Source organism: Neorhizobium sp. DAR64872/K0K18 (assembly GCF_050500175.1).
Taxonomy (GTDB): domain Bacteria; phylum Pseudomonadota; class Alphaproteobacteria; order Rhizobiales; family Rhizobiaceae; genus Neorhizobium; species Neorhizobium soli.
Map to the genome: position 1 here is coordinate 71,428 of NZ_CP191448.1, position 12,892 is coordinate 84,319.

Sequence of the window (12,892 nt, forward strand, 5' to 3'; positions counted from 1 at the left end):
GCATCCTGAACTGTGGTTATTCGGGCCCGATTACCTTCGTCAGGTCGCCCGTCACATGAGGCATCGCGTGATCGGCCACAAGACGTCCGATAACCTTCAGCGAAGCCTTTCGAAGTTATTGACCATACCGGAGATCAGTGCGCCCACCCCCTCTTGGCCCTGCCTTGAGAAGGCAAAGGGCCTTGCGTGCGAAATCCACTAGCCCCACGCTGACTAGCAGAACTGCGAGTCGATCATGTTCCGATCAATCGCTATAACGACGGTGTGTAAGGGAGATCACGATGCATAGAATGAAAAGCGAAGACATCCCGGCGTTCGTTGCGGAAGTGGCGGCCACCGGCTGCAACATCACAGGGATTGCCGGCGTTGGTTACCTGATCGGCGACGCCGATCTTCCTTATGACCAGTTTGAGGAGGTCATGCCAAAGCTAAAGGCAATTACGGACGCCTACGGCAAACGTGATCACCTTCTCGGGGAAATTATCGAGTATCTCGTTTCCATCGGTAGGAGCTTTCCACCACCGGAGGTGCACTAGTCCGCAGGGAGCAGCCCTCAACCGGTCCGCAAACGGCCAGCTAAACAACGCGTGTATTCGATCTAAGCCGGCGCTGCCCGATCTCGGTCTCGTCATCCTCGGGATCAGGATCCTCCTCGTATGCGGACGCTCGGTTCCACGCCACGCTCTGCAATGCCACGACGACGGTTCGTGTATCCCACCCAGCCTGCACCGCACGGTCGATCAAATCCTGCACCGGTAGATCTAGAGCTTTCTCGCAACTGATACCGTAATCGAGGTGTGTTTTCGGATGTTTCGGCGGCAAAACGTTCATAGTGTTCCTCCATTTTCGACCATGAACAATGCAACGTATGAGTCGTTCCCGGCATCAACTTGCGCCTTTTACGGTTGGCCGATCCGTCCCCGTCGACGCGATCGACGTGCTGTCTCAAATCCATAATAACGTCGCGGGCGGCACCATGGCGCGCATCTGGTCGGCCATCGCGCGGCTGCGACTTGGATGGAGTTGTCTGCGGCTGCAGGGCAACTGCCGCGGCGGCTTGGATCGAAGCATGTCATTTACATTTACGAGCTTGCGTCACCTGGTCTTTGCACTCTCGGAGAGCCCCACCGCTTGGCGATTAATCGTCTGAACTGTCCGGAGGCCTCAACTGGAACTATCGATGTTGCAGTCCGAGACGGTTCAGCTGGCCAATCAGTCTCTGCGTGAGTAGCATTGGTTTGTCATGGTAGGACTTGATAGCTATCGTGGCAGAGGCTCGGCGTTGGGTCCCCAAAATCCTGCAGTTAGCGCCGAGTCTATTAGTTTTGGAATCGCCGGCATGGGACGGTTAGCGGGGCCTAACGGCAAGCCTGTCATTTCGTAAGAGACACCGACCGAGCGTTTTGCGTAACGGCGCTGTTAGCTAGACGCCAAATCTGCAAACCTGCTCGCGCTGCGTTTGTAAGTTTAGGGGATGATCTTGCTTGATGAACCTCCCCGCCCTAAGTCTCAACAGAACGGAGCCACCTTACGGGCGGTTGGAGCCTTTGCATGAAGTCGGCACCTGAATCGCTACCTTCCGCGAACTCTTTTGCTAAAATTTGGAGCTGGATCCTCCTACTCGGCGCAGTGATGGCCGCGCTCATGACTTGGTTGGCGTGGGAAGCGACTGAAGCAGTTCCACGTTTCAAGTCGGGCGACCCACAACTTGAGGTCGGCGATCCAGAGCTCGGTGCACAGGCTTTCGCCGCAGGCCAATGTTCCTCCTGTCATGCCAGCCCTGGACAGCCGGATCGACTAAAACTCGGCGGAGGACTGGCGCTTGCGTCGCCTTTCGGCACCTTTCGTGCGCCAAATGTTTCGCCCCATCGAACGGACGGTATTGGATCATGGTCGGTTGCCGATTTGGCAAATGCGCTAATTTCAGGCGTTTCGCCGACGGGCCAGCATTATTATCCCGCGCTGCCATACTCGCACTATACGGGCATGACGCTTACCGATGTTCGTAACCTCTTCGCGTACCTGCAAACGCTCGAACCGGTTGCCGGACGGGCTCCGCCCCATGACCTGCCACCGCTTTTCCGAGTCCGCAGGGGGATCGGCGTCTGGAAGCTGCTGTTTTTCAAGCAAGGCCAGTCGGAAGCAATGCTATCTGGCGATCCGGTGCATGATCGTGGGGCTTATCTCGTCGAAACGCTTGGTCACTGTGCCGAATGTCATTCGAGCCGCAATGTGCTTGGCGCCATCAAACCTTCCTCCCGCTTTGCCGGTGGGCCCGACCCAGAAGGCACGGGTTTCGTTCCCAACATCACCCCGTTCCGGATCGGCAGCTGGGCAGAAGCAGATATTGCGCGGATGCTAAAGACCGGCGTAACGCCGAACCATGGGCGGGTGGGCTCGTCCATGACTGATGTGGTCACAAACATGGCGCTGCTGCCTCAGAGCGACCGCGACGCCATTGCCCGCTACATCAAATCGCTGCCTGCGCGGCCGACGCCACAACCTTGATCAATGAGCATACAGATAAGCTGCCAGATGACGGGCTTCACTTTCCTTGACGCCGGTTGCGGGCATGGCCGAATTGGCCGAGAAGCGCTGGGGCGACACGATCCAAACCACTAGATTGTCGGAGTTGTTGTTGACAACGCCGCCGATGTAAACCTGTTCCGACAGCCCGGCGAGTGGGCCTCCAACCTTACCGTCGGCGCCGGGGATGCCGGCAATAGTGTGACAGCCGCCGCAGCCGTAACGGCGGAAGATCGGTGGTGCGAGCGCCGGATTGCCGCCGGTCAGCGCTTGCGCCACCGCCTCCTGTTTCAGCCTCGCCTTGGCCGTGGTGACGGCAATCCCAGCAACAAGAGGGAGGCCGATAAGGAGCGCGGGACCAACAAGCTTAGGCCAAACGGATTTAGTCGGCATCGCCCCCTCCCTTGCTGGCGTTCCTGATCCAGGTGTTGAGGAACCACAAAGCGGCTCCGGCATAGATAATGCCGCCCGGCACCCACATGATGATGCCGGCGAGTTGCTGATCCTCGAGCGGCGTCATGCCCCATTCAAGCGCGTACTGGGTCTGGACTTGATACAGCACCGTGGGTACGAGGGCGATCAGGGCGCCGAGGATACTGGTGTGTAGCATTGTGAGGAACTGGTGCCACGCGGCGGCTCCACGGCCTGCGCGCCAGATCAATGCCCACCAGAACAGGATTGCGGTGCCGAAGAAGCTCAAGTGCTGCAGCCGATGCATCAGCACATCGGTCACGGTCGCATCGAACAGCGGCGGATAGTGCCAGATCCAGATGGCAAGCCCGTGCAGCGAGGTCGCCATCGCCGGTGCGGTCAACGTTCGCCACAAAGCGCGCGAAGCACTGCTCCCCATCGCAGCGCCCGTCACGCGGCGGATCGACTTCGGCAGGCCCCAAAGCATCATGGCGGCCGGTTTCGCCAGAACAAGAAGTGGGGCTGCAACCGCCATGACCATCTCGTGCTCGATCATGTGGATGGTGAACAAGTGCTCGCCCAGTTCATGGATGGGTGACACCAGCGCCAGAACGAGAACGGCAAGCCCGCTCCAGAAAAACCAACCTGCCCGCCGCACCGCTTCAACGGGCCGGCCGCGCCGCATCCGGAGGCGGGTCACGCCGGAGGCGTAAAGCACCGCCATAAGGAGCAGCAAAGACACGATCCACGGGTCGAAGGTCCATCCCATGGAACCATGGCTTTCGCCGCCATGGGCGGAGGCCTGGACGCCAAGGAGAAGGAAAAGGAGGGCGGCGATCAATGCAAGCATGGGCTCAACAGCAGCGTGGCTGCTCCCTGCAGAATGGTCGCAAAGGCGAAGCTGAGACCTGAAAAAGTGGCGACATAGGTCATGGCGCGCTGTGTGCGTGAAATGACATGGTTCTTCTGCTGCCAGGAGAGGAAGCCCGCGCCTGCGGCAAGTGCTGCCGCGGCGAATGTCACGAAAACGGTCAAGCCCGCACCCGAACTGCAGTCGCCGTAAGGCAGGATCTGGCCGAACTGGGTGCTTGCCGCCCAAGCAGTTGGCGCGATGATCAGCCCTGCATAGCGCACCATTGCCCAGGTCATAGCCGTGCCAATCCGTAGATGCAGCCGTAAAGGGGAAGCCAGGTGATGACGACAAAGTTCCAGTACATGGAATTGTCCTGCACATCTCCGTAGCGGCGGGTATTGTCGGCGTGGCGCGAGAACATCAGGCAGGTCAGGACGATCGTGTCGACCACGTCGGTCAGGATATGGGTGGTGTGGAGGCCTAGGAGCACCCATAGGATGGAGCCATAGGCATTGTCGTCCCATCGGATGTTGAGCGTGGTGAACTCGAAGGCCCGGAAAACAAGTGGAACGATGCCGAGGATCGTCATCACCGCTAGGCCGATCTGCACCTTGCGCAGTTCCCGGCGATGCGCCCATCGCGAGACCAGCATATTCGGCACGACACTCGCGATAAGGATGAGGGTCAGCCATGTGCCGGCCCAGAGATCCGGCGGCGGCGCTTCCATTGGCCAGGAGGGCGCGAGGCTCATCAGGTAAAGGTAGACGGCGATCGCCATGGCAAAACCGCTGCCTTCGATCAGCATGAACGCGCCGGTCGCCCACCATGTAGGACTTGCGGCTCCCATGCCATGCATGGGCAGGGTCGAGGCATCGAGAACGACGCGGTCCTTCATGACTCATCCTCCGCAGAACCCTTCGGCCAGAACCAGCCGATCAGCGTGATTGTTACCGGGATCGAGCCCCATACAACGGCCCAGGGCGTGAAGATCGACCATATCAGCATGATCGAGGTCGCGACCGCGGCCCAGAAGGGCCAGACCGAGTCGGTCGTGGACGATTCCCGTGCCTGAGGCAGCGCTTCGACCACGCTCGTGACCAGCAGTTCCCGCCGATCGGTTCGCAAACCCGCCACGACCGGCAGCTCGTTTTCCTCGGGCGTCAGCGGATCGAGACTACTGACAACCGGGATTCGGCGGAAGTTGTAGGGCGGCGGTGGCGAGGATGTAGCCCATTCGAGCGTCGCAGCGCCCCAAGGATTGGAGCCGGCAGGGAGGCCGTGTCTTCGGCTGCGGATCAAGTTAATGAGGAAAACCAAGAAGCCGCCGGCGAGGATCAGTGCGCTGATGCTGACGAACAGGTTGAGCGACGCCCAGGGAAGTTCCGGCTGATAAGTGTAGACGCGCCGCGGCATGCCCCAGAGGCCGAGGATGTGCATGGGGAAAAAGGTCAGGTGGAAGCCCGAAAAGATTAGCCAGAAAGACCAGCGGCCGAGCCGCTCACTCATCATCCGCCCGGTCATCTTGGGGAACCAGTAATAGACGGCCGCGATCAGCGGAAACACGGCGCCGCCGATCAGCACGTAATGGAAGTGCGCCACCACGAAATAGGTGTCGTGGACCTGGGTGTCGAAGGGGACGGAGGCGACCATCACCCCGGTCATGCCACCCATCACGAAGGTTACGATGAAGCCGAGGATGAACAGAAACGGGGTCTTATAGACAGGCTTGCCCGCCCATATGGTCGCTAGCCAGCAGAAGATCTGGATGCCGGCGGGGATGGCAATCGACATGCTGGAAGCGGTGAAGAAGCTTTCCCCGACACGCGGCAGGCCAACAGTGAACATGTGGTGCACCCAAAGCCCGAATGAGAGCACGCCGGTAGAAATCAGCGCCATGACCAGCAGCATGTAGCCGAACAGGGGGCGCCCTACGAAGGCGGGCAGGATTGTCGAGACCATGCCGACAGCCGGCAAGAAGATGATATAGACCTCCGGATGGCCGAAGAACCAGAAGAGGTGCTGCCAAAGTAGCGCATCCCCGCCTTCTGCTGGGTTGTAGAAGTGAGTGCCTACCAGCCTGTCGAGGATCAGCGTGGTGCTGCAAAACATGATCGCAGGCATGGCCATGATGACTAGGAAGGACATAACCAGCATAGCCCAGACAAGCACGGGTATGCGGTCTAGCGACATGCCGGGCGCGCGTTGCTTGAACACGGTAACGACGATTTCCACCGCAACGGCGAGTGCTGCCACTTCCGTGAACGTGATCATCTGCGCCCATAGATCGGTGCGCTTGCCGAGGCTGTATTGTGGGCCGGCAAGCGGCACATAAGCGAACCAGCCTACATCCGGCGCGGTATCGAGCGCAAACGCCACCCAGAGCAGGATGCCGCCAAACAGGAAGACCCAATAGGAGAAGGCGTTGAGCCGGGGAAAGGCAATGTTGCGGGTGCCAACCATCAAGGGCACTAAATAGGCGGCCATGGCTTCCATTACCGGAACGGCAAATAGGAACATCATAGTTGTGCCATGCATGGTGAAGATCTGGTTGTAACGATCTGGGTTGATGAAGCGGGCTTCCGGCCGTGCCAGCTGCAGGCGCATGGCGAGGCTCAACAAGCCGCCCAGAAACAAAAACACGAAGGCGGTGGCGATGTAGCGGCCGGCAACCACCTTGTGATCAACCGTGGATATGGAGCCCCAGAAACCGGATTTAGCGCGCCAGGTCTTGTCGAGCCGGCGTTCCAGTTCGGCATCGGGGATGTCGACGTCCAGCGGTACCCTCGCCCCCTGATCCCGTGTCATTTCAGTTCTTCCATATAGGCCGAGATCTGCCGCAGCTCGTCGCTGGTCAGTGGCACGAGCGGCATGTTGTTTCCGGGCTTAAGCGTTTGGGGATCGGCGATCCAAGCAGCGAGCGAACCGCGTGTGGTTTCTAGAAGACCGGCACCGATCGTGCGGCGGCTGGCGATATGGGTGAGATCGGGGCCGGACGTACCCGTGGCTAGGGTGCCGCGGATGGTGTGACAGGCGGCGCATGGCTTGTTCATGAACACGGCTTTTCCGGCTGCGGCTTCCGCAACCTTAGGCTCAGTTGCGGGTGTGGCCTGGGCGGCGTACCATTGCCAGTAAGCCGGTTCTTCCTCGGCCACCACAACGAAGGCCATGTGGCTGTGCTGCAGGCCGCAGAATTCGGCGCATTGGCCGCGATAGATACCGGGGCGTGTAGCACGAATGGTGATGATGTTCTTGCGACCGGGGATCATGTCGAGCTTTCCGGCAAGGCTCGGGATCCACAACGAGTGGATGACATCGAGTGATTCGAGTTCCAGCCGGACATCTCGGTTGACCGGGATGTGGAGTTCGTTGGCGATCAGGAAGGCTGGCCGCTGGTCGGCGCCCTGGTAGGTGATCTGCCACCACCATTGCTGCGCCTTGACGCGCACGACGAGGGAGGCGTCGTTGCCGCTGGTCAAGTCCCGGGTGGTGGTGAAGCTGGCAACCGTCAGGCCCGCCACGGTCAGCGCCGTGGCCGCGACTGCGACACGAACCGAAAGCCTCATTCTGCGCTCGGCATCGTTATCGCGTCGGGGCGTTTCGCGCTTGCGGGCAAGTGCCCAAAGAAGGAATCCGACCACAAGCAGCCACACGACCGTGCACACCGCGACGATCAGGATAATCAGGTCCTTCAAGGCATTCGCCGAATGACCATGGGTATCGAGTGCCGACTGGTTGCCGCTGCATCCCAAAAGCAGAATAAGAAGGAAAACGCCAAGCAGGATTCTGATCACGGTCTCGGCCCCTGGTCCGGATGCAGGGGGTCCGGGCCCTCGTTGAAGAGAAGCGAGGCCGGTGCACGATTTTCCGCTGGGCGGCCCGTCTTTTCGTCATTGCGGCTGGTGGCTGTGACGCTGGCGGTATAGGCGCCCAGCGACTTGAGGTAGCCGGCAAGCTGCCAGATCTCATCACTGGTCATCCGATTTTTAAAGGCCGGCATGCCGTGCGGGCGACCGTCGCGGATCGACGCCACGATCGACACCATGGACGGTCCGTAAAGCCACCAGCCGTCGATAAAGGACGGCCCTTTCCCGCCCGTGCCTTCGCCATGGCACGCGAAACAGCCGAACCAGGAATAAAGCCGCTTGCCCTGGCCGAGGTCGAAGGCCGTCGTCTCATAGGGCTTGCCTAGGGCAAAGTAAACTTCGGGCGGCGTTCCGCTGATGGCGTTCGGCATGAGGCGGAACTGGTCGAGCGCCGCGGTGAGCGGCGGCGAGGCGCGGTACTGCCGAGGCTCGCGCATCCAGCCGACGGCCGCCGCCAATGCGGCAAGACCGGCAGCAGCACCCACAACCCAGATCCTTGTCGACGTTTCGTTGCCCATGGCTCCTGCCGACTGACTACGCATTACCTATTGATTGGGCTCAGTCTGCGACCGAGTGAAGCAGATTGGCAAGAGTTTGTACGATGGCGTCTTTGCCTGCGGATCGTGATGGGCGAGCGGGAAAAGCGGATTCGTTTCGGGATAATAGGCTGCGCAACATCCTTTGGGAATGTCGTAAGCGACGAGGCGGAAACCCTTCACCTTGCGTTCGGTTTGTGGGTCGATCCCCGTGGTCAGGTCGACAATATCACCGGGGGCAAAGCCCATGCGGATGATGTCGTGCTTGTTGACGAACACGACCTGACGGGTCCCGTTCACGCCGCGGAAGCGGTCGTTGTAACCATAGATCGTGGTGTTGAACTGGTCGTTGGAGCGAAGCGTTGCCAAATTCAGCACGTTTTCGCCAGCGGCCATGTCCTCAAATTCGGGGAACAGGCGTGGCGGGGTGATGAAGTTCGCCTTCTTGTTGGCAGTCACCCATTTACGCTCGCGCGCCGGCACAGGACGGTGGAAGCCGCCTGGCTGCATGAAACGCTTGTTGAAGTCCTTGAAGGTTTCGGGATAGGTGCGCTCGATGGCGTTGCGGATCTCGGCATAGTTCGCCACCCAGCTGTCCCACGGGACCGTCCCGTTGGTGAGCGTTGCCTTTGCCATGCGGGCAACGATGGCCGGTTCGGACAGCAGGTGCAGGCTTGCCGGCTTGGAGCGACCGCGCGACCCGTGGAACTGGGCGACCGAACTTTCGATGGACACTTCCTGAGGCCCACTTGCCTGCTGGTCGACTTCCAGGCGCCCAAGGCAGGGGAGCAGGTAGGCGACCTTACCGTGGATGACGTGGCTGCGGTTGAGCTTGGTGGCAATCTGCACTGTCAAGGGAATCTTACGCCAGGCTTCTTCCATCGCCGCCGTTTCTGGCACGGCGCGTATAAAATTGCCGCCAAGGCTGATGAAAGCCTGGGTTTCACCTTTGAGGATCGCGTTGCAGGTATCGACCGTGGTGTGTCCGACCCAGCGCGGCGGTTCGAAACGGTAAAGCTCCGACAATGTGTCGAGCGGAACGAGATCCGGTTTTTCGGTAATGCCGACGGTGCGCTGGCCCTGCACGTTCGAATGGCCGCGCACGGCGCAGATATTGGCCCCAGGCTTGCCTATATTGCCGCGCAGGAGCGCCAGATTGGCCACCATCTGGACGTTCTCCACGCCCATGACGTGCTGGGTGAGACCCATGCCATAACAGATGAGGACCGCGTCAGAGGCGGCATATGTGCGTGCTGCTTCAGTCATCTGCGCGCGCGTCAGGCCCGACACGCGCTCCAGCTCTTCCCAGGAATAGCTACGGGCGGCGGCGGCGAACTCAGCAAAGCCTGCCGTATGTTCCGCAATGAAATCATGATCAAGCACGTGCTTCTTATCGGCAGCGGCCATGGACGCGGCAAAGGCAACGCTTGCAGGACTGTTCGGATCTGCGGGTACCTTATCGGAGCCGGCAACTTTTGAAATATGGGTAGCATGAAGAGAGTCGTCGGCCTCGATCAGCGCCTTGCTGACGCCGAACAGGGCGGCGATGTCGCCGCCGTTCTTTAGCTGGTAGTAGTCGCTGGAGATCGGGGTTTCCTTCAGCGTCAACATCTCCATAGGCGCCTGCGGATTGGTGAACCGCTCCAGACCAGGTTCGCGCAGAAGGTTGAAGGTAACGACCTTCACACCGCGATGCACGGCGTCCTGCAGGTCATGGAGAAGCCTCGGCGATGAGGTTCCGACATTCTGCGCGATGTAGAAGATACAGTCGCAGTTCTGGAAATCCGACAGAACAGCTGTGCCGACGGACGCACCGATGCTCTGGGGCAGGCCGACGGACGAACTCTCGTGGCACATGTTGGAGGAATCGGGGAGGTTGTTGCTACCGTAGATGCGCGCGAAAAGCTGGTACATGTAGGAGGTTTCCAACGACGCGCGGCCAGAGGTATAAATCTCGACGTTCTTGGGGTCGAACTGCTTGAGATCGCGGCCGATCTCCTCGAAAGCACTTTCCCAAGAAATGGGCACGTATTTGTCGGTGATCGAATCCCAGCGCATGGGATGGGTCAGGCGGCCCTGCTCTTCCAGATCGTGGTCAAGCCACCCTTCTAGTTCCGTCAGCGTATGCTCAAAAAAGAAGGCCTCGTCGGCGCGGCGGGTAGTGATCTCCCAGGCGGTTGCCTTGGCGCCATTCTCACAAAATTCCAGCGGATGGGGCTTTGCCGGTTTGGCCCAAGCGCAGCTCACGCACATGTAGCCATCGGCTTTGTTTTGTTTCGTCAGCAGGACAGAGCCTGATAAGGGAACATGCTCGCGTAGGACAATCTCAGTGACCGAGCGCGCCGACCCCCAGCCGCCGGCAGGCCCGCTGTCAAAGCCGATCTTGGACTTCCTTTTAGGTCTTGCGGTCATCATCCCCCCAAAAGTTCACTAGCAGCATACGAAGCAAGCCTACGAATTCCTGAAACACCAGTGATATGCGAAGGTTCCCAGTCGTGAGTTGTTGCTGCCTGGAAAATCGATTGGACCTTTCGTCACAATCTTAAGCCGTCGCTCTGACCGACCAGCTGCGTCCACTGAGTATCTCAAACACGGCGCGACACGTTAGGTCTGATTGCGGCCGTTGCGCGTACTAATGGATCACTGCGGCTGTTCAACCGCTCTTTCCCGATGCTCGAGCACCTCAATACCTTAGAATGAGTAGAAGGGCAGCCTGCATCGTCCGGACATTCTTCGACTTGCATCGGAGTAGACCTTCTGTGCGTGTCGTCGCGTCTGCACCCATTCCGCTTTTGTCAGTACCGCAGGTGATGGGAAATATCTGCATGTCCCACATCAACCATGACCGCCAGTGTACGACAGAGTTTTGTTCTCGGAGATCTGGTTCCTGCCACGAATGTACGGTTCCGGACTAGACTGTTTGAGGAGGAACGATAACGTTTCATAATCCTTGATTCCTTGCAGTCGTAGGGTTCTCTGCCCGACGATCGCAGAAGGGCTGTCACCCATATGCGACAGCCGGCTTTGTCGTTGGCGTAGGTATCCACGTCCTCGGGGCTGCCGAAAGGACTAACTATGACAGAGCCGAAAGACGTCACCGAAGAAGCCGACAAGTCGCTGATCGAGCATGACGGCCATCAACGCTTTAAGCAAAGCGTTGACACCTCCCGGACGCCCCAACAAGAGCGCCGCAAAGCCGGAAATCAACATAATAGGCCAGCCGGATACGGGACTACAAAGTAGCGGAACAAAATGTCACAAAGTGCAAATCGAGGTCTAACTGGTGGTTTGCTTGTGTCGGTCAAGAAAGTACTAACATTCGCATGGTCCGATTTCTGCCACTGCAAGTGGCCTACGTCATGATGCTTGGAACCATCTTCTCGGTAATCTGAGGCTCACTCACGCAAGGCTTCGCGCTATCGTTCGGAAGTGAGATTGCCGGTACGTGCGCAACTGGGACGCATCAGCAGACCGATCCTCAAGCCAAAGGGAGAACTCATATGTCGATCGAAACTCAAAGAGGGCTCGCCGTTATCACGGGTGCATCGACGGGCATCGGGTACGAGCTGGCTGACAAACGACTGAGCCAACCGCTCCGGTTGCTGCGGCGACGACCACAGTCTCTCTGGGCTTCGGACGGCCAATATTGCGCAGGCGCGTATAGGCTGGGTAGCCCGTCATGCCAAGGAAAAACGCGAGTTGCTTGACATGATACGGAATCCCTGAGCTTCGAACAGATCTATGTTCACAACGTGTCGCGTGACCAAGCAGGTTTATGCGGTTCATGTCGCTTGAGGTGTTACTTTCGGTGCGGAAACGTGACGCCGGCCTTTAAGTGCTCGCGCCTGTGCAGCGTCGTAGCTCAGTGCCCATCTCATGCTTGCACCACAGAATATAGATCTGCCTGCAGCGTTCCCATGCTTTAACGAAAACAGAACCTGCGGAGTGTTCGCCCAGACATCTGGATCATGGTAGCCGACGAGAGGGGCATCAAGAGAACCCCTGAGATTCTAACGGAACTTCAGCCCCCGACCTACGTTCGTTTGGGAGTCACGGATCCGTGATGTTCGAAAATAGGAGACCACAATGGCAACGACCAAAACTCTAGAAGACCTCTTTCTCGATACCCTCAAAGACATCTATTTCGCCGAAAAACAGATATTGAAAGCGCTGCCCAAAATGGCGCGCGCAGCGCAGTCCGAGGAAGGCAAGGCCGGCTTCCTGCAGCACCGCGATGAGACACAGGGCCAGATCGAACGCCTTGAGCAGGTATTTGAGCTTCTCGGAAAACCCGCACGCGGCAAGACCTGCGAAGCGATCCAGGGCATCATCGCAGAGGGCGAGGAGATCATGGAGGAATTCAAGGGTTCACCTGCTCTGGATGCCGGGCTCATCTCCTCGGCGCAGGCCGTCGAGCATTACGAGATCGCCCGTTACGGTACGCTGATCGAGTGGGCAAACCAGCTTGACCTGACCGACGCCATACCGCTTCTCGAAGCGAATCTGGAGGAAGAGAAGGCGACAGACGATAAGCTGACGCAACTTGCAAAAGCATCCGCGAACCCCAAAGGCAAAGGTAAGTGAGCCTGAAACTTCGCACATTGGCAAAGGCCGCCCCCGTGGCGGCCTTTGCTTGTCGGTTGAAAAGTATCTACATCGGCGCTCCTTGCGACGATTAGAAGATCAGGTTGAGGTAGCTCTGC

The 12,892-nt window shown here is 59.0% G+C and carries 11 protein-coding genes and 1 pseudogene; 3 read left to right on the forward strand and 9 right to left on the reverse strand.

Translation table 11 applies throughout. From position 1 onward, the window contains the following. Positions 1-290: 290 nt before the first annotated feature. The gene (locus tag ACQY1P_RS23400; RefSeq protein ID WP_430256955.1) at positions 291-536 is read left to right on the forward strand and encodes a hypothetical protein; all 246 of its coding nucleotides are present in this window, start codon (positions 291-293) and stop codon (positions 534-536) included. A gap of 1,108 nt (positions 537-1,644) precedes the next feature. Then, positions 1,645-2,508, forward strand: a complete 864-nt coding sequence (locus ACQY1P_RS23405; protein ID WP_430256996.1) for a c-type cytochrome — start codon at positions 1,645-1,647, stop codon at positions 2,506-2,508. On the opposite strand, the gene ACQY1P_RS23410 is transcribed toward ACQY1P_RS23405, so the two are convergent. From ACQY1P_RS23410 to ACQY1P_RS23450, 9 genes and pseudogenes are all read right to left on the reverse strand, one after another. Next, positions 2,509-2,919, reverse strand: coding sequence for a c-type cytochrome (locus ACQY1P_RS23410; RefSeq protein ID WP_430256956.1), 411 nt, complete (start codon positions 2,917-2,919; stop codon positions 2,509-2,511). It lies immediately after the preceding gene. Further along, positions 2,909-3,787, reverse strand: a complete 879-nt coding sequence (locus tag ACQY1P_RS23415) for a cytochrome c oxidase assembly protein (RefSeq protein ID WP_430256958.1) — start codon at positions 3,785-3,787, stop codon at positions 2,909-2,911. Before ACQY1P_RS23415 ends, ACQY1P_RS23410 begins: the two co-directional genes overlap by 11 nt. Beyond that, positions 3,775-4,086 (reverse strand): hypothetical protein, encoded by a 312-nt coding sequence (locus ACQY1P_RS23420; protein WP_430256960.1) that lies wholly within the window; start codon positions 4,084-4,086, stop codon positions 3,775-3,777. Before ACQY1P_RS23420 ends, ACQY1P_RS23415 begins: the two co-directional genes overlap by 13 nt. Next, positions 4,083-4,685 carry a cytochrome c oxidase subunit 3 gene (locus ACQY1P_RS23425; protein WP_430256962.1) on the reverse strand — a complete coding sequence of 201 codons (603 nt, stop codon included), beginning with the start codon at positions 4,683-4,685 and terminating at the stop codon, positions 4,083-4,085. Before ACQY1P_RS23425 ends, ACQY1P_RS23420 begins: the two co-directional genes overlap by 4 nt. Further along, positions 4,682-6,595 carry a cytochrome c oxidase subunit I gene (gene ctaD, locus ACQY1P_RS23430; protein WP_430256963.1) on the reverse strand — a complete coding sequence of 638 codons (1,914 nt, stop codon included), beginning with the start codon at positions 6,593-6,595 and terminating at the stop codon, positions 4,682-4,684. The genes ACQY1P_RS23425 and ctaD overlap by 4 nt, the downstream gene beginning before the upstream one ends. Next, the gene (coxB, locus tag ACQY1P_RS23435) at positions 6,592-7,572 is read right to left on the reverse strand and encodes a cytochrome c oxidase subunit II (protein WP_430256997.1); all 981 of its coding nucleotides are present in this window, start codon (positions 7,570-7,572) and stop codon (positions 6,592-6,594) included. Before coxB ends, ctaD begins: the two co-directional genes overlap by 4 nt. A 5-nt stretch (positions 7,573-7,577) precedes the next feature. Next, positions 7,578-8,171 (reverse strand): c-type cytochrome, encoded by a 594-nt coding sequence (locus ACQY1P_RS23440; protein ID WP_430256965.1) that lies wholly within the window; start codon positions 8,169-8,171, stop codon positions 7,578-7,580. A gap of 27 nt (positions 8,172-8,198) precedes the next feature. Continuing rightward, entirely contained in the window at positions 8,199-10,601 is a 2,403-nt protein-coding gene (locus ACQY1P_RS23445) for an FdhF/YdeP family oxidoreductase (RefSeq protein ID WP_430256966.1), read from the reverse strand. A gap of 1,149 nt (positions 10,602-11,750) precedes the next feature. Continuing rightward, positions 11,751-11,876 (reverse strand): annotated as a pseudogene (locus ACQY1P_RS23450) (NADP-dependent oxidoreductase); the annotation flags it as partial. A 399-nt stretch (positions 11,877-12,275) separates the two neighbouring features. On the opposite strand from ACQY1P_RS23450, the gene ACQY1P_RS23455 reads away from it, so the two are divergent. Then, positions 12,276-12,773 (forward strand): ferritin-like domain-containing protein, encoded by a 498-nt coding sequence (locus ACQY1P_RS23455; protein ID WP_430256967.1) that lies wholly within the window; start codon positions 12,276-12,278, stop codon positions 12,771-12,773. Positions 12,774-12,892 lie beyond the last annotated feature (119 nt).

What these genes read in the sequence shown, in the direction of transcription:
- ACQY1P_RS23455 (WP_430256967.1), top strand. Translation starts at nt 12,276, where the DNA reads ATGGCAACGACCAAAACTCTAGAAGACCTCTTTCTCGATACCCTCAAA.
- ACQY1P_RS23415 (WP_430256958.1), bottom strand. Translation starts at nt 3,787, where the DNA reads ATGCTTGCATTGATCGCCGCCCTCCTTTTCCTTCTCCTTGGCGTCCAG.
- ctaD (WP_430256963.1), bottom strand. Translation starts at nt 6,595, where the DNA reads ATGACACGGGATCAGGGGGCGAGGGTACCGCTGGACGTCGACATCCCC.
- ACQY1P_RS23425 (WP_430256962.1), bottom strand. Translation starts at nt 4,685, where the DNA reads ATGAAGGACCGCGTCGTTCTCGATGCCTCGACCCTGCCCATGCATGGC.
- ACQY1P_RS23445 (WP_430256966.1), bottom strand. Translation starts at nt 10,601, where the DNA reads ATGACCGCAAGACCTAAAAGGAAGTCCAAGATCGGCTTTGACAGCGGG.
- ACQY1P_RS23405 (WP_430256996.1), top strand. Translation starts at nt 1,645, where the DNA reads ATGACTTGGTTGGCGTGGGAAGCGACTGAAGCAGTTCCACGTTTCAAG.
- ACQY1P_RS23420 (WP_430256960.1), bottom strand. Translation starts at nt 4,086, where the DNA reads ATGACCTGGGCAATGGTGCGCTATGCAGGGCTGATCATCGCGCCAACT.
- ACQY1P_RS23440 (WP_430256965.1), bottom strand. Translation starts at nt 8,171, where the DNA reads ATGGGCAACGAAACGTCGACAAGGATCTGGGTTGTGGGTGCTGCTGCC.
- ACQY1P_RS23410 (WP_430256956.1), bottom strand. Translation starts at nt 2,919, where the DNA reads ATGCCGACTAAATCCGTTTGGCCTAAGCTTGTTGGTCCCGCGCTCCTT.
- ACQY1P_RS23400 (WP_430256955.1), top strand. Translation starts at nt 291, where the DNA reads ATGAAAAGCGAAGACATCCCGGCGTTCGTTGCGGAAGTGGCGGCCACC.